Here is a 16,853-nt window from a genome sequence, read left to right as displayed (position 1 = left end):
AAGTTTTAGCTTTGTTCTACAGCCACCACAGTGACGTTCCTATCATCCACTGTAAAACGAATATTCAATTCAGCAAAACACATTCCATAGACCCGTTCAGCATCCTGTTGATATGCAGGTCTTGGATCTAAAGATAACACTTGTTCCAGTTCATCGAATATCTTTTTGTCCAAAATCATTTGCTTTAATAGCTGTTGCTGCTGTGACTGTGCAGTTTCTGTCCAACGTACTATTTTGCGAATGGGTTGTTCATGTGCATAACCACTCTGTGAATCCGCAATCGCATCTGAATATTGAATATACGGTTTGATGTCTAAAATCGGTGTGCCATGCAATAAATCACTGCCTGTCACATACAAGCGAATAGATTTTCCATGTTTCTCCACCCGTAGAAAGCGAACCACTGATAACCCTATTGGAGATGGTCTATACATGCTTCGCGTTGCAAAAACACCAATTTTTTGATTCCCACCCAAGCGTGGCGGACGCACTTGTGGACGAAATTTAGACATTTGATTCAAAGAGTTATCTTGATTTTTATTTTCATGGAACTGCCAAAGCAACCACAAATGGCTAAAATCTTCGATCCCCTCAAATGCCAAAATATCGTTATAGGGTTCCGTCATCTCTATAAATGACTCGACTTGAACGAGGTTTGGCTGCCGTGGAATGCCAAATTTCTCACGATAAGGTGAATGCATATGGCCAATGATCGACATGACTACAGAGTTGCTCATCACTTTTTCTTATAAACACAATTAAATATATTCAGTTTATCGAGAATGATTTTAGATTAGAATAGCCATCTGTTTCTTTTAACTGTGATCGAGACCTTTAATGGCTGCTTTTAACGTTGAACGCATTACTCATGTTCACCACTGGAATGACACGCTTTTCAGTTTTAAAACGACACGCGACACCAGCTTACGTTTTAAAAATGGTCAGTTTGTGATGATCGGCCTTGAAGTGAATGGTAAGCCTTTAATGCGTGCTTATTCGATCGCGAGTGCGAATTATGAAGAAGAACTCGAATTCTTCTCTATTAAAGTACAAGACGGTCCATTAACTTCTATTTTACAAAAAGTACAAGTGGGCGACGAAATCCTGATTTCTAAAAAGCCTACAGGCACTTTAGTACACGACGACTTATTACCAGGTAAAAACTTATACCTTTTATCTTCTGGTACTGGCCTTGCTCCTTTCCTTTCACTGCTTCGTGACCCAGAAACTTACGAAAAATTTGAGAAAGTGATCATGGTTCACGGTACACGTTATGTATCTGAACTTGCTTACCAAGATTTAATCTTAAATGAGCTTCCAAGCCACGAGTTCTTTGAAGAATTGGGCATCAAAGACAAACTGGTTTACTACCCAACAGTGACACGTGAGCCGTTCCACACCCAAGGTCGTGTAACAACGGCTATTGAAACTGGCGAACTCTTTGAAAAGATTGGTTTACCTCGTTTCAACCGTGAAACTGACCGTGCCATGCTGTGTGGTAGCCCTGCGTTCTTAAAAGACGTTGCTGCATTGCTTGATGAACATGGTTTAGTCGAATCACCACGTATGGGCGTTATGGGTGATTATGTCATCGAACGCGCATTCGTTGAAAAATAATGCTGAATAAATAAGCAATAAAAAACCGAGGTATTATCCTCGGTTTTTTATTTTAATAATTTTAAGTTAGATTTAAGATTTTATTTATATTAATTTTAATAAAGCCACTATTTAATAAAACTAAATATATTATCTATTAAGCCGCTTCCAAATGAATTAATCGCTCAATATAATACCAACACTCTTCTATTTGAGCATGATCCTTATTTACTTTTGCATAAGCAGTCATACCATCTAATATATTGATATACATTGCTGTAAGTACGTGAGGTTGATATACCTTGGCTTTTTCAAATAGCGCTTCAACCAGTCCCATTAACCATTCGCGATATTCTACGATCGGTTTAATAATAGAGGGATATTGTTGTAATATTTCTAAAGAAGCTTTTTGAAACATACAACCATGAAAATCATCTGAGTTAAACCAGCCCAAGTGCCAAAAATAGACCGCCTTAATTTTCCCCAAATAATCATCTTCTTGCTTCGAATTAACTTCGTGTTCAATTGCCTCTTGAATACTCTTATTCCTTCGAGATAGACACTCTTCAATCAGGTTCTCTTTGGAAGGAAAGTATTTATAGAAAGTCATCTTCGCAACACCTGACTCACTAATAATTCGGTCCACACCCACAGAGCTGTAGTTATGGCGGTTAAAAAGGTCTAGAGCCGTTGCAATAATATCTTCTTTTTTTGACATTTTATTATCCTTTTAGAATTCTATCAAAAAACTTAATGCATTATTTAGACATAGTTTACATGCTGGAAAGTTCTGGCCACTATGTATGTTTATGTTATTTTAAGAGCATTATCGAAAAGTCGTATTTTCTTTATTGTCCCTCTTATAGGGTATGTAAAAATCTGTCTATACACAAGATCATTTGTAAAAAAATCTTTCTATTTTTAAAATAAAAAAATATAACGTGAATCAATTCTCCTTTTATTTAGAGTTAAGTTAATTGATAAACTTTCTAATTATTTTTTAGCCGTCTTAATAAATTGATTTCACAAAAAAATCATTTTATATTTAAATCATCCAATAAAAAGATGTTTGGTTGAACCAATAGTTATATTCATAAGCAACCAAAAAAAATCTAACTAAATAATTGGAAAAGCAATAATATTATTAATCCATCGAGTATAAAACTATGCCAAAAAAATTTGAAAACTTTAACAATCCAAGACAGAACGCTATTGAAGGAATGAAGAATAGTATTTCTGTTGAGCTATGGAACAAGAACCTGAACTTTCTGAATCAATTACGTACAGAGATTTCACATCATCCTGTTTCACGCCATCCAGCCATTCAACTTTTAAATGACGGCGTAATTGACAAAGAAACTTTAAAACACATTCACTTAGAATATCGTCATGCCATTGTACAGGTATTTACCGATGCATTGTTAATGGCGCAATTTCAAACCAAACAGTTAGAACCACGCTTACTTTCTGGTTCAAAAATGTTTCCGCGCTTTTTACTTAATCTTAATATTTTGGATGAGTTCGGATTCCGCCCTGGTCTTGATGAAGAAGGATACTATTCTGGCAATCCTGAATATGCGCACTACCCGCTGTTTGAAGATGTGCTAAATGACTTTGAACTGAGCCAATCGGAACGAAATGACTATCAACCGTCACTAATCTCGCAACGTGTTCGTAATTATCTGGAAAACTCATTTCACAGCTATCAAGCCGTTTCTGCTCTGCTAGCCGTGGCAGAAGAAGAAGTCATTTTATTTAGCCCTGCATTACGTCAAGCAACCAAGGCTGTCGGTTTTGATGTGGATAGCGGTTATTACTATGTGCATGGCGTGTCACATGATGCATCTGCTGAAGCGGCTGATGATGATCATGAAGATGATTTATGGTTCGTATTAGCGCAAGCATGTGTCGAATCTGAATATGCGTCTATTCGCCAAATTTGTCTTGAATATTGTGATTTGTGGGAACAATTCTGGGATGAACAAATTGCATATTACGGAACATTCAAAAAACTGGCTTAATTTCTCTAATACAAGGAGCCATCTTCAACGTTTCTGTTGAAAGATGGCTTTTTTATGGGTTGAGAAAAAGAATCTCTATACTCTAACCGTTCAGATGCTAATTTAATCAAAGTCAGCTGGCAATTTACGATATAATTCAACTTTCTTTCCCGCAAATATCCAGCGCATGTTTTCACAATTTGATGTCAACTTATTGGTTCTTCTTGTTTTATTAGGCTGTGGTGTCTTTAGTCAAAATACAGCGGTGACTGTGGCGGCAGCTTGTCTGATCTTGGTTAAGCTCACACCTTTAAATCAATTTTTCCCTTATATTCAAAATCATGGTTTGAATATCGGCATTATTATTTTAACCATTGGCGTACTTGCACCGATTGCGAGTGGCAAAATCAGTGGTGAAAGCATCCTAAAATCATTCATCAGTATCAAGTCCCTCGCTGCAATTGCTGTGGGCTTATTGGTCGCATGGCTAGGTGGACGCGGTGTGAAGCTGATGAGTAACCAACCTGATGTAGTTGCTGGATTATTGATTGGTACAGTGGCAGGTGTTGCGCTGTTGCGTGGCGTACCCGTGGGACCACTCATTGCCGCAGGAATCTTATCTCTGTTGATTGGCAAGTCTTAACGATAAAATAGATACCCCCACCCAAATCCCCATGATTACACTATTTTAGAACTAAAAGGTAGACGTTCATTTCCCTACCTTTTAAGCTTTAACAATTTGTCATTGCTCATAATAAACAGTTCGCATCTTGGAGAACTTTTCAAGTTGCTTAATAAATCCCTCAAAATAATTCTTTTCCTTATCCTCTGTTCGATAGCCTGCGTATAGGGTACGTCTTAAGCCTTGTGGCGAAACACAGGCTAAACGGCGACTCACCACCCAACCTTTTTGTTCATATTCATTGACCACCCAATCAGGTAAAGCCGCAATACCACGCCCACTGGCTACCAATTGAATTAACATCTGGGTCAGATCAGTGGTCCGAATATGCTTAGGTTGAATATTTTCAGGAATAAACAAATGCGCCATGATATCCAAGCGATGTTTATCAACAGGATAAGTGATCAGCGTTTCTTCCGCTAAATCTTGTACCGAAACGTGTTCCGCACGGGCCAAAGGATGCGTATTTGATAATACTAACCGCGATTCGTATTCAAAGATTGGGAAGTATTCAATCCCCTTTAATGCGATGGGATCAGCCGTAATCAATAAATCAAACTCGGCATTTTGCAAAAGTTCATGCGGATTGGATTCAAAGCCTGCTGCGAAATCCAGATCTACATCGGGATATTGTAGGCGATATTGATTTAACAACGGCATCAACCAGTCAAAACAACTATGACATTCAGATGAGAAAATAATGCGTCCCGTTTGCCCATGCACGATACGTGTAATATCAGTTTGCGCGATCTGAACTTGGGGTAACACATCATCTGCCAGTTTAAGCAAGCGTTCGCCGACATTGGAAAAGCTGACTGGACGGCTACGACGATTTACAACTTCGACCCCATACCAATGATCAAGTTCTTTTAATTGATGTGAAATTGCAGATGGCGTAAGACATAAATCTGTTGCGGCAGATACCAATGAACCGTGCTCTCTTAAAGCAATTAAAGTTTTTAAATGACGAAGTTCTAACATAGCAATGGCCTTGCGCTTAAATCCTTTAAATCCCCCTTTTTAAGAGAGATTTACCATCCCATAATCAGATTTTGATCCTGAGTTGCCCATCCTTGTTTAAAGGTTAGAAAGGATTTCTGTTGAATTTAATTCATCTTAGCATTAAATTAATTAGATTGTCTCACTATTAATTTTCTTTCATTATTTTCATATCACATGAAATTTACTTATCTTAGCCAATGAGAACATTCTGTTCTGGATCAAAAACAGCACTTGAGCCAAGAAAGGGATAGAAAAAGTAAAACTTTTCTGAATTTGGCAGTCATCATTATTAAAAAAATTTCAGCATGAGCTGAGAACATTTCATTGAATTCGACCACCATCGGCTTTTAAAACTTTTACAATGTAAGATTACCTGTTGCAGACCATGCCTACGATGACCCAACAAAGTCAAAAGACGCTTGAACGCCAAAAACTCAGCTTGCCCGAAGGACATGACAAACTATTGCTGCATTCATGCTGCGCACCCTGTTCTGGTGAAGTCATGGAAACTTTAATTGAATCTGGTATCGATTATTCAATCTTTTTCTATAATCCCAATATTCATCCAGTCAAAGAATATCTGATTCGTAAAGAAGAAAATATCCGTTTTGCCGAGAAGCATAATATTCCTTTTATCGACTGTGACTACGATACTGATAATTGGTTTGCACGTGCCAAGGGGATGGAGAATGAACCTGAGAAAGGCATTCGTTGCACCATGTGCTTCGATATGCGTTTTGAAAGAACAGCACTTTATGCCTATGAACACGGTTTTAGCTTGATCAGCAGTTCGCTCGGCATTTCCCGCTGGAAAAATATGCAGCAAATCAATGACTGCGGTCTACGTGCGGCGGCACATTATTCAGATATTCAATATTGGGACTATAACTGGCGTAAACACGGTGGCGCCGTCCGTATGCTGGAAATCAGCAAACGTGAAGAGTTTTATCAACAAGAGTATTGTGGTTGTGTTTATTCACTTAGAGATAGCAATCGCTGGCGTATGAGTAATGGTCGCGATCGAATTAAGCTGGGTGTTAAGTTCTATAGTAATGCGATGGACGATGAGTCCAATCAATAAAAATAAAATCAAAACAAAAAGGCTAATTCTGATGAATTAGCCTTTTATCATCTTAATTTACAGAAACACTGATAATGCTATAGAACTGATTGCTTGGCTTTTGCTTCACATCAACTGTTTCACTCACTTCAATCAAGTATTCCGCTGCTTTTGGAAATACTAAATCAGCACTGCCATCAGCCGCTGTTTTTAAGCTAACCCCTTGCTTATCCGTCGCACCTTTAGCACGAATCACCACATTGGCATTGGCAAGTGCCTGATTCGCTTTCGACACTTTAATTTTTACAGCTTGATTGGCTTTTAACTCATTTGGATGCGTTAAAAACTCAACTTGAATCGGTGCAGTGCTTGCTTGAATTGGCGTATTTTTTTCTTTACTTAAATATGTCAAAAATGTCCATTCACGCGTAATTTCGACTGGGGTAATTTTTTTCGTTTTTAGATCTGCTGGAATTGCAAAATCACGCTCAGCTTTTGCAGGTGCTTTGTCTGCAGGCATATCAAAAAACATTTTCCATTCTTTTTGATCTTGCACATATTTCAAAGGGTAGCTTGTGCTGGTCTTGACGGTATAAGTACCTGCTTCTGGTAATTTTAAATCAAATACTGTTGCCGAACCGAGCTTAGAATCTGGCTCAATCGTGGTTTTGGTGTTGTTTGGCGCTGTAATTTCAAATTTTGCATTTTTTAATGCATATTCGCTATTTAATGCTTCTTCTGCATAACCAGATATAACAGTCACTTGCGTTTGCTCAGTCGTATAAGCAATCGGCGCAACATAAGGTTCATGAGCAAAGCTATAACCTGAAACCACTACCAATGAACTGATTAATAATTTTTTCACTCTCATCCCACCCTTTTTAAAAATTCAGTTAAGAAAATATCTGTTTGCATTATACATAAATGAAAATAATTATCATTCAAAATTATGCTGTTTTCTTAGACTACAATTATTTTTGATTGAGATAAAAATTGTGTTCTGTTTCACTTTTCTGAAAGCGACTCGAATATAATACGGCGGTACTTTTAGACTTGAGATATTATGTCCTCACCAAGCTCTCCTTTGCATTCATCTCCCTCACACAACTATTCCTTATTTCTGGTTATTTTCTCATTGGCTGTCGGTAGTTTCTGCATCGGAACAACTGAATTTGTGGCTATGGGACTGATTCAGGAAATCGCTACTGACTTAAATGTCAGTGTGCCCCATGCAGGCTATTTCATTAGTGCTTATGCGCTTGGAGTCATGGTCGGTGCACCGATTATTGCCATCCTCGGAGCAAAGGTGCCGCGCAAGACTTTATTACTTGGTCTGATGCTTTTTTATGGTTTGGCCAATGCCGCCACAGCTTTTGCCACAACGCCAGAAGCGATGCTCATTTCTCGCTTTATTGCAGGTTTTCCGCATGGAGCTTACTTTGGGGTTGCGGCTTTGGTTGCAGCTGAACTGGCAGGTAAACAACGTCGCGCTACCGCGATTGCACAAGTCATGATGGGTTTAACCATTGCCAATGTGATTGGTGTGCCAATTGCCACGTGGCTTGGTCAGCAGTTCGGCTGGAAAGCAGGGTTTGAATTTTCTGCTGTGATTGCGTTTATTACGTTGATTGGGGTCAGTTTGTTTGTGCCCAATATCCCTCTGCAAAAGAGTGCAAGTATTCAAGCTGAATTGGCGGGTCTAAAAAATATCAATATGTGGCTGACACTTGCAGTAGGTGCAATTGGTTTTGGTGGCATGTTCTCGGTGTATAGCTATGTGTCTCCAATTCTGACGGAATATACCCACGCCAATATCAGTGTCGTGCCGATTGCTTTAGCAATTTGGGGTACAGGGATGGTCATCGGTGGTCTGGTTGCGGGTTGGCTCGCTGATAAAAACCTGTTTAAAACCATTATCGGGATTCTGATCAGCTCTGCGCTTGCCTTTGTCGCGGCCAGTTTTATGATGTCCAATCTTTATACAGCGATTGCAGCTTTATTCCTGATTGGTTTCACTGTGATTGGTTTAGGCGGTGCCTTACAGACACATCTCATGGACATTGCAGGCGATGCACAAACTCTGGCAGCGTCTCTCAATCATTCGGCATTTAACTTGGCCAATGCACTTGGCGCGTTCTTGGGCGGATGGGTACTGAGTCATAATATGGGTTGGTTAGCACCGATCTGGGTTGGTTTTGTTTTAAGCTTAGGTGGATTGGCTATTTTATTAATTGCACTGGCTTATGCCAAATATTCACAGAAAAATGAAACTGCTACATCTTAACGGCAGTTTCACCTACGGGTTTTAATCCATTAATTTTGCAATCTGTCGATCATGCCATTTTGATAACAATAATAAGGCCATGATCGACCCAATCAGGGCAAAAAACATATCCGATTGTGTATCCCACTCATCCCCTTGAGTTCCGAGGAATTCTTCAGCCCCTTGCCCCAATAACAATGCTGCGGCCCATTCAATCAATTCATAAGTCGCACTGATTGCCAACACAATACAAATCACAATAAAGCTCAGCATTTTGCCTTTGACTAAAATATAGTTTCGAATCAGGATCTCACGAGCAACCATTGCAGGTACAAAACCCTGCATAAAATGCCCAATCTTGTCGTAAGGATTACGATCCAAACCAAACCATTCTGCTATTTCAAAGCCCAAAGGTACACGCGCATAGCTATACGCTCCACCAACAATGAGCACAATGGCATGACAGAAAATAAGAACATACAACAAATCGGTAAGTGGAAACGTTTTATAGGTGACAAACAATAATGGGATCACAATCAGCACGGGCGTAACTTCAAGCCACCACGTGGTCCGATCAAAAGGTTGAATCCCTGAAACGACCAATAAAATGGCCAAAATCGTCGTCCCCAAGCACAACAAAGAAATACGCATCATTTTATAGAATCACTGATTTATTTATTCATACCATAATCTAAAAAACCGAAGTGCGTCCTTCGGTTTTTGTTTATAAATCGATAAATTGAATGTTATTTCACTGCATCTGCAACTTCTTTCAGCATCGTCTTCATGCCATCCAAACCATTATTCATTAAATACCAATTACTCGAGTCTAAGTAGACAATATTGCCGTTTTTCGCCGCTTTGGACTCATTAATAATCTTATTATTTAAGACCTGCTTTGCGCCTTGCTGATTTTCAGTAATTGCTGCACCACGATCAATGACAAACAGATAATCTGGATTTTTCTGGGCAATAAATTCATGCGATACCGCCATACCATGCAATCCCACCTTGATTGAAGGGTCTACTGGGGTAAACCCATATAGGTCATGAATATTACCAAAGCGCGAACCCGGGCCATACGCTGCAATCTTACTGTTATTCACCAAAATCACCAAAGCCGTTTTGCCTTCGGTCTTGGCTTTTAATGCAGCGATATCTTTTTCCAAAGCCTGTAATTGCTGTTCTGCTTCAGGCTTTTTCCCAACCATTTCAGCAATGTTCAAAGTTTGCTGCTTAAAAGAATTGAACTGATCATTGTAATCCACATCAACAAAGTAAGTCGGTGCGATCTGCTTGATTTGACCCACCAGATTTTCCATGCGACCACTCATCAAAATCAGTTCGGGCTGACTGGCTGCAATTTTTTCCAGATTCGGTTCTTTCACAGTCCCCACATCCAGATATTTACCTTCACTGAAATTTTGTAAAACTTTCGGTAACGGCGTTCCTTTTGGTAAGGCAACCACTTTATCATCCGCACCCAAGGCATGAATCGTATTTAAGGCACTGGTATCCAGTACAGCAATACGAGACAAATTCGCAGGAATAGTAATTTGCCCTGCTTTGCTATTAAAACTCAGCATGTCATGTGTAGCAGCAGTGTTACTGTCCTGACTTGTCGAAGGTGTGTTGGAATTGCCACATGCAGCCAATACCACACTCAGCATCATGACTGGCAATGTTCTTTTGAAACGCATAACGAACTCCTAACTAATAAAATACAAACCTAATTTATGTTGTTGAACCTGTTGGATCGGAATATGGAAATCAAAAATATCTTGCAGAATGCATTCATCCATCATCTGTTGTGGATGCCCCTGATACACCAACTCCCCCTCTTTCATGGCAATGATATGATCGGCATAGACGGAGGCAAAGTTAATGTCGTGAATCACCACGATGATCGATTTGCCATGATTCTCGGCCAAATCTTTTAAGACCCGCATAATCTGGGAAGAATTCTTCATATCCAGATTATTCAGCGGCTCATCGAGCAAGATATATTCGGTGTCTTGTGCCAAAATCATGGCGATATAGGCGCGTTGTCGCTGCCCACCTGACAATTCACTGATTTGACGCTGTCGTAAGGCTTCCAAATCCATATAGGCAATCGAGCGATCAATCACCTCACGGTCTTCCTGCGTTAGGCGACCTTTTGAATATGGGAAACGTCCGAAAGCAACCAGATCCTCAATACTGAGGCGCAGCTCGGTGTGGTTAGACTGTTTTAAAATCGCCAGTTTTTTGGCAATGTCGGCACTTTTCATCTGTTGCAGATCTTGCCCATCCAGCAAAACTTGACCTTGATCTGCTTCAATTAAGCGGCTCATCATCGAAAGCACTGTACTTTTACCCGCACCGTTTGGGCCAATAAACGCCGTAAACTGTCCTTTGGCAATCGTCAGGGAAAGTGCATTTACCACACACTGCTGTTGATAGCTTTTGCTTAAATTCTTGAGCTCTATTGCCACTTTTTATTTTCCTTCAATAAAATCCAGAAGAAATAAATTCCACCGACGAAATTAATAATCACACTGAGTGTTGTTTTGAAATTCAGTACATGCAGAACTATGAATTGTCCAAGCATTAGACAAAGAATGCTGACCAAGATAATGCCAAGTAATAAGATGTGATGTTGATGGGTCTTGAACAGTTCCAATGTAATGTTGAGGACCAACAAACCGAGGAACATCATTGGGCCAGCTAAAGCTGTAGCAGAAGCCAGTGCCAATACCACTAGGATCAACAGCAAACGACTAGTCTTGTCATAATCCAGTCCCAAGTTCAGCGCATGATCTCGTCCCAAAACCATCACATCGAGTGTGTGATAATGCTTCAGGCTGTAAAATAGAATCGGTACTATGGTCAGTAATGACAGAGCAACCGTTTCCATTTTCACGACATTAAAACTGGCAAAACCCGCATAAGCAGCGATCTGAAATTCATCTGGATCCAGCAAAACCTGAAAAAACGTGGTCATGTTGTCGAATAAGGTTGAGCAGATCAGACCAACAAGCAATAGGAAATAGATATTTTGCTGTGCGACTTTCTGGAAAATAAACCGATACAGCAGCAAGGCAAAGGTCACCATTAACAGCAAACTGATCAGATAATCAGTGACAAAGTTCAGCGACAATAAAGTACTGGCACCAAAGAAATAGATAATCGCCGTCTTGGAAAGTTCGTATAACTTATCTAATCCTAGCGCTTGTGGTGTCACCACCCGATTATTCACAATGGTATGAAAGACCAAAGTCGAAACACCAACCGCAACACCCGCCACGATAATGGCAGCAACTGTTTTTAAGCGCAGACTCAAGGCATATTGCCACGCCACACCCAAATTCCAGCTCAGGTATAAAGCAATGCTGAGAAGCATCAATAGCGCTAAAATAATTAGCTTGGTTTTATGAGGCATAGCGATATCTCCTGAGTAGTAACCACAGGAAAATCACACTCCCCACCACACCCATAATCAAACTGACAGAGACTTCATAAGGGAAAATTACCACCCTGCCAAATACATCACAGAGCAGAACCAGCAAAGCACCCAACAATGCCGTATGCGAAAGCGTTCTACGGATATTGTCACCCAGATACAGACTTACCAAATTCGGTACAATCAAACCAAGAAATGGAATCGCACCAACAGTGACAATCACCACACCGGTAATGACCGATACCAATAACAAACCAATAAAAAGAGTCTGTTTATAGTTCAGCCCCAGATTGGTGGCAAAATCCTGCCCTAATCCAGCCAAAACAAAACGATTGGCAAAGATATAAATCAGAATCAGAACGGGCACACTGAGATAGATCAGCTCATATTGACCATTTAAAATGGTGGAAAAGTCCCCTTGTAACCAGCCTGCCAAGTTCTGCAATAAGTCCAGTTGTAGCGCAATAAAAGTGGTAAATGCAGAAATAATGCTGCCAAAAATCATACCCACCAATGGAACAAAAACCGTATCGCGATGCTTTAAGGTTGCCAAAATACTCATGAATGTCATTGCACCCATGAGTGTCACAACAATGGCAAAGCCTGTTTTCGTAAAAATTGAAGCACTGGGCAGTAAAATAATCGAAACCAGTACACCCAAACGTGCGCAGTCATATAGACCTGCTGTGGTTGGGGATACAAAACGGTTTCGACTTAGAGACTGCATAATCAAACCACAGACACTTAGACCTGCGCCCGCCACAATAATTGCCATTAAACGGGGTAAGCGACTGGTCCAGAACAGTTGCCAGTCTTGAGGATTGCCAGCCCATAAGCCAGCAATACTCATCTCTCCCACACCGACAAATAGGGAAATAAATGCCAAGGGAATTAATAATGAAATCAGGTAACGCCGCTTAATCATGTTGGGAGAACTTCATAGGATGCGTAAACTTAAAATAAGCTTAAAAAAACAAAATATATAATAAGAAACTATCACAAATGATAAAGATTATTGTTAACTTTTTTAAACAAGACTGACTTGCTATGAAGTAAAACTTAATTTATTGAATCTTTTATATTGATATAAAACACCTAAGCCTCAGCAGTGCTGAGTGCCAGAGCATGATTTGGCCCATATCTGAAAATATAAATAACTTAGGATTGCTAATCTGTGCTTAAAGCTTGGTCTACATTTTTATAATAAATTTCAAATTATTCTGAAAGTTTTTCACCACAATGCGGGCAAAAACGGTACTGCTTCTTTTCCTGCTCCTGATCTTCAAGCAACTTTTCCCTGACCAGTTGCATAATAATTTCGTGGGTCTGCTCTTTGGGTAAACCGACCTTTTTGCGAATTCGTTCAATTTCCACTTGATCATGCAGTAGGTCCAAACCTTTGGCCTGTAAGACTTCACGAAACTCCTGTTCCAGTCGCTGATTCCGCATATTCAGTTCATTGGCTAAACCTGAAGCCAAGATACCCGCTGGTAAAGCAGCAATCCCCACACCGAGAATGGTAATAAATGCACCTAATATTCGTCCTAGGTTGGTCACGGGTGTGACATCGCCATAACCCACCGTGGTTAAGGTCACTACGGCCCACCACATCGCTTGCGGAATCGAGCTAAATGCTTCAGGTTGCGCTTTATTTTCAACGACATAAATCGCAGAAGCAGTCATCACAATCATAATGACCAAGATAAAAATAACCGCTTGGAACGAGCCTTTTTCTCGCTGAATCACCCGTAAAAGAATTTGTAATGACACAAAATAGCGCGTCAATTTGAGCAATCTTACCAACCGTAGCACACGTAGGAAACGTAAATCGATATGGACAAAGAAATTCAAATAAGCAGGTAAAATAGCCATTAAATCGATAATCGCTCCACCGCTTTTCATCCAACGAATACGCTGCTTCCATGCGGCTTGTTGTGGGTTTTGTTCAACAATACTCCAAAGCCTAAGCAGATATTCCCCACTAAAAATAATGATCGATAGATTTTCAAACAGATCAAAATAAGGCTGATACAGCTTATAGAACTCATTGACAGATTCAAGTAACACCGCAGCCACGTTGCCAATAATCAGGGCAATCAATACATAGTTGACGCAGCGACTAATAAGGCTTTTATAATCATCATTATGTAAATTGTTATAAACAAAGCGTCTTAATTGTTGCCATGAAAGTTGAGTCATACCGTACTTATTGTTCGATTCAGCAGTTAAAAATGTAGCACGTTGCTCTGCTGTTTGATAAGAGATTTTCACCAAAGCCTGTTTTTTGCTGAAAAATAAAATCATTTGCCAATTCATTGATCTATATCACGCTGTTTCAACAAAACTCTCTTTGAATTTCGATGCCTCATTCACCGATAATAAAAGCTTAGTGGTTATTTCTTTAACGATTCATTCATAAAGAACTATAAATTTTATTAAACCCGTGACAACAAGGGGAATTTACATGGGATTCAAAGCTCTCCCTACGCTTATCTCTTTATTTATTGCATTGCTGATTTGGTTCGTAATTCCTGTACCTGCTGGAGTTGATCCTGACGCATGGCATTTATTGGCGATGTTTGTCGGTGTCATTGCCGCGATTATTGGTAAAGCCATGCCGATTGGTGCAATTGCGATTATTGCGATTACCTTAGTCGCCGTGACAGGTGTCACCAATGACAGTCCAAGTGGCGCAATTCAAGATGCCCTCAGTAGCTTTGCCAATCCGCTGATCTGGTTGATCGGTATTTCAATTATGATTTCCAAAGGTTTACAAAAAACTGGATTGGGTGCACGCTTAGGCTATTTATTCATCGCGGTGTGGGGCAAGAAAACCATTGGTATTGGTTATAGCATGGTGCTTTCCGAGCTGATTCTTGCACCTGTGACTCCAAGTAATACCGCACGTGGTGGTGGAATTATTCACCCGATTGTGCGTGCAATTTCCACTAGTTATGACTCTGACCCTGCTAAAGGTACTGAAGGTCGTATGGGGAAATATTTAGCTTTGGTGAACTATCAAGCTAACCCGATTACTTCTGCCATGTTTATTACCGCAACTGCCCCTAACCCATTGGTGGTCGATCTGGTGGCAAAAGCAACCAATAGTGAAATTTCATTGAGTTGGAGTACATGGGCGCTGGCGATGTTATTACCGGGTTTAATTGCCTTGATCATCATGCCACTGATTATGTATTGGATGTATCCACCTGAAGTGAAAGAAACCCCGAATGCTGCTCAGTTTGCTAAAACCAAATTACAGGAAATGGGTCCCGTCAGTAAAAATGAAATCATCATGCTCGGTGTGTTTGGTATTCTATTGCTACTATGGGCTGGTATCCCTGCCATGATTTTTGGCTCAGCTTGGGCGGTTGATCCAACCACAACTGCCTTTATTGGCCTAGGATTACTACTCATCACTGGCGTACTGACTTGGGAAGATATCCTGACGCAAAAAAGTGCGTGGGATACCATCACTTGGTTCGCAGCTTTGGTGATGATGGCGACTTATTTAAATAAACTCGGTTTAATCACGTGGTTCTCGGGTGTGCTTGAAACTGGAATTGGCCATTTAGGCTTGAGTTGGATGCCCGCCTGTTTGTTATTGATGCTCGCCTATCTATATGCACATTATATGTTTGCCAGTACCACGGCACATATCACTGCGATGTTTGCGGCCTTCTATACCGCGGGACTAGCGTTGGGCGCACCACCGATGTTATTTGCCTTAATGATGGCAGCAGCGTCAAGCATCATGATGACCTTAACCCACTACGCAACGGGTACATCGCCTGTGGTATTCGGTTCAGGTTACACCACACTCGGTGAATGGTGGAAAGCTGGCTTTGTCATGAGTGTCGTCAATATCATCATCTTTGTGGTGATTGGCGGACTGTGGTGGAAAGTGTTGGGTTATTGGTGATTTGAAAAGCTGAGGAACATTCTGTTCGGATAGGAATGTTCCTCTATCTCTAAAATCTGTTATTTCTAGCTTTCTTTTTATTTATTAAAAAAAGATTATTCAGGCAGTAATTCCAATAACTTTTTACGAGCAGCTAAAGCCGCTGATTTTCCTTTAATCGTAGATGGATGCTGTATTCTGTAACACAGAAATTTTTCATCATAAATAAACTTATAAAGCTGGTTCTTCTCTATACTCTCATCACTATAATCTTGACCTTTTGAATATAATTTAGGATTAAAAAACTCCCTTCTATAAATAGTATTCTGACTTCCATTCGCAAAAATAATAATATTAGGTTCAAAATACGCAATTTGCGCATCCAACAATTCAAACGAGATACTTTTTATTTGCTCAAAGTATTTTGATTTTATAGGGCTTTTTTCCTTCCAGGCAAAACAGAATAAGTTACAGTAAATTAATCCTTCTGAACCAGATTTATCGGCAACTGCCCGAGTGAAATCATGAAAAGTAATTTTTTTAGTTCTGGGTTCAACCATCATTTTTTGAAAAAAGTTTTTATTCTTTTCAATAGATTTGAGCATGTAATGATCTAGAGTATAGGCTTGATCCAACTTAATATTCCAACCTCTTGTTTCTGCTCCCATTATCATAATTTTATTTTTTGCAGTCCAATAATGATTTGGCTCACTTGCTAGAAAAAGACCTGATAAACCTTCTTTAAACTTGCTATATTCATGTACTGTATTAAAAAAAGACTCATCAACTTTAGAGAGTATTTTTAAATATTCTTGTTTTAAATCATTGAAGTCTTTCATTCTAATTGCTCAATAAATTAAGGCTGATTTCTCAGCCCTATTTTTAGCAAGAACAATCAATTACGTCA

Annotated in this window: 17 protein-coding genes; 6 read left to right on the top strand and 11 right to left on the bottom strand. The window is 39.8% G+C overall.

Annotated features, from left to right (window positions below; all coding sequences use genetic code 11):
- Positions 1 to 5: 5 nt before the first annotated feature.
- On the bottom strand, positions 6 to 737 hold the full coding sequence (gene tsaA / locus MMO42_RS15965) for a tRNA (N6-threonylcarbamoyladenosine(37)-N6)-methyltransferase TrmO (RefSeq protein ID WP_241321276.1): 732 nt from the start codon (positions 735 to 737) through the stop codon (positions 6 to 8).
- Positions 738 to 837: 100 nt separating this feature from the next.
- Between tsaA and MMO42_RS15960 the strand changes: the two genes are divergently transcribed.
- Positions 838 to 1,617: a ferredoxin--NADP reductase gene (locus MMO42_RS15960; protein ID WP_005212762.1), complete on the top strand. Its 780-nt coding sequence runs from the start codon at positions 838 to 840 to the stop codon at positions 1,615 to 1,617.
- Between the two features lie 136 nt (positions 1,618 to 1,753).
- Here MMO42_RS15960 and MMO42_RS15955 read toward each other — a convergent pair whose 3' ends face one another.
- A complete protein-coding gene (locus MMO42_RS15955; protein WP_005294788.1) occupies positions 1,754 to 2,314 on the bottom strand; it encodes a TetR/AcrR family transcriptional regulator in 561 nt (186 codons plus the stop codon).
- Between the two features lie 448 nt (positions 2,315 to 2,762).
- Here MMO42_RS15955 and MMO42_RS15950 point away from each other — a divergent pair, with 448 nt between their 5' ends.
- Entirely contained in the window at positions 2,763 to 3,617 is an 855-nt protein-coding gene (locus MMO42_RS15950) for a hypothetical protein (RefSeq protein ID WP_241321275.1), read from the top strand.
- 166 nt (positions 3,618 to 3,783) lie between these two features.
- The gene (locus MMO42_RS15945) at positions 3,784 to 4,239 is read left to right on the top strand and encodes a DUF441 domain-containing protein (protein WP_005153613.1); all 456 of its coding nucleotides are present in this window, start codon (positions 3,784 to 3,786) and stop codon (positions 4,237 to 4,239) included.
- A 99-nt stretch (positions 4,240 to 4,338) separates the two neighbouring features.
- On the opposite strand, the gene MMO42_RS15940 is transcribed toward MMO42_RS15945, so the two are convergent.
- On the bottom strand, positions 4,339 to 5,259 hold the full coding sequence (locus tag MMO42_RS15940) for a LysR family transcriptional regulator (protein WP_241321274.1): 921 nt from the start codon (positions 5,257 to 5,259) through the stop codon (positions 4,339 to 4,341).
- Positions 5,260 to 5,665: 406 nt separating this feature from the next.
- Between MMO42_RS15940 and MMO42_RS15935 the strand changes: the two genes are divergently transcribed.
- Entirely contained in the window at positions 5,666 to 6,361 is a 696-nt protein-coding gene (locus tag MMO42_RS15935) for an epoxyqueuosine reductase QueH (RefSeq protein ID WP_241321273.1), read from the top strand.
- Positions 6,362 to 6,413: 52 nt separating this feature from the next.
- Here the strand turns inward: MMO42_RS15935 and MMO42_RS15930 are convergent, their stop codons facing one another.
- Positions 6,414 to 7,205 carry a DUF4198 domain-containing protein gene (locus MMO42_RS15930; protein WP_241321272.1) on the bottom strand — a complete coding sequence of 264 codons (792 nt, stop codon included), beginning with the start codon at positions 7,203 to 7,205 and terminating at the stop codon, positions 6,414 to 6,416.
- A 198-nt stretch (positions 7,206 to 7,403) separates the two neighbouring features.
- On the opposite strand from MMO42_RS15930, the gene MMO42_RS15925 reads away from it, so the two are divergent.
- A complete protein-coding gene (locus tag MMO42_RS15925) occupies positions 7,404 to 8,624 on the top strand; it encodes an MFS transporter (protein WP_241321271.1) in 1,221 nt (406 codons plus the stop codon).
- 21 nt (positions 8,625 to 8,645) lie between these two features.
- On the opposite strand, the gene MMO42_RS15920 is transcribed toward MMO42_RS15925, so the two are convergent.
- The 6 genes from MMO42_RS15920 to MMO42_RS15895 form a co-directional block, all read right to left on the bottom strand.
- A complete protein-coding gene (locus tag MMO42_RS15920) occupies positions 8,646 to 9,254 on the bottom strand; it encodes a DUF2238 domain-containing protein (RefSeq protein WP_241321289.1) in 609 nt (202 codons plus the stop codon).
- A gap of 95 nt (positions 9,255 to 9,349) precedes the next feature.
- Positions 9,350 to 10,303 carry an ABC transporter substrate-binding protein gene (locus tag MMO42_RS15915; protein WP_241321270.1) on the bottom strand — a complete coding sequence of 318 codons (954 nt, stop codon included), beginning with the start codon at positions 10,301 to 10,303 and terminating at the stop codon, positions 9,350 to 9,352.
- 9 nt (positions 10,304 to 10,312) lie between these two features.
- Positions 10,313 to 11,077 (bottom strand): ATP-binding cassette domain-containing protein, encoded by a 765-nt coding sequence (locus MMO42_RS15910; RefSeq protein ID WP_241321269.1) that lies wholly within the window; start codon positions 11,075 to 11,077, stop codon positions 10,313 to 10,315.
- Positions 11,068 to 12,024, bottom strand: coding sequence for an iron chelate uptake ABC transporter family permease subunit (locus tag MMO42_RS15905; RefSeq protein ID WP_241321268.1), 957 nt, complete (start codon positions 12,022 to 12,024; stop codon positions 11,068 to 11,070). Before MMO42_RS15905 ends, MMO42_RS15910 begins: the two co-directional genes overlap by 10 nt.
- Positions 12,014 to 12,970 (bottom strand): iron chelate uptake ABC transporter family permease subunit, encoded by a 957-nt coding sequence (locus MMO42_RS15900; protein ID WP_241321267.1) that lies wholly within the window; start codon positions 12,968 to 12,970, stop codon positions 12,014 to 12,016. Before MMO42_RS15900 ends, MMO42_RS15905 begins: the two co-directional genes overlap by 11 nt.
- Before the next feature lie 290 nt (positions 12,971 to 13,260).
- Complete coding sequence (locus tag MMO42_RS15895; RefSeq protein ID WP_241321288.1) at positions 13,261 to 14,244, bottom strand: ion transporter; 984 nt, start codon at positions 14,242 to 14,244, stop codon at positions 13,261 to 13,263.
- Positions 14,245 to 14,509: 265 nt separating this feature from the next.
- On the opposite strand from MMO42_RS15895, the gene MMO42_RS15890 reads away from it, so the two are divergent.
- Positions 14,510 to 15,967, top strand: coding sequence for a DASS family sodium-coupled anion symporter (locus MMO42_RS15890; protein ID WP_241321266.1), 1,458 nt, complete (start codon positions 14,510 to 14,512; stop codon positions 15,965 to 15,967).
- 95 nt (positions 15,968 to 16,062) lie between these two features.
- Here the strand turns inward: MMO42_RS15890 and MMO42_RS15885 are convergent, their stop codons facing one another.
- Complete coding sequence (locus tag MMO42_RS15885) at positions 16,063 to 16,785, bottom strand: hypothetical protein (RefSeq protein WP_241321265.1); 723 nt, start codon at positions 16,783 to 16,785, stop codon at positions 16,063 to 16,065.
- Between the last annotated feature and the right edge of the window lie 68 nt (positions 16,786 to 16,853).

Source organism: Acinetobacter sp. ANC 3882 (assembly GCF_022549545.1).
Taxonomy (GTDB): Bacteria; Pseudomonadota; Gammaproteobacteria; order Pseudomonadales; family Moraxellaceae; genus Acinetobacter.
The sequence above is the reverse complement of the archived record's forward strand: the minus strand, read 5'-3'. Positions and strand labels throughout refer to the sequence as shown.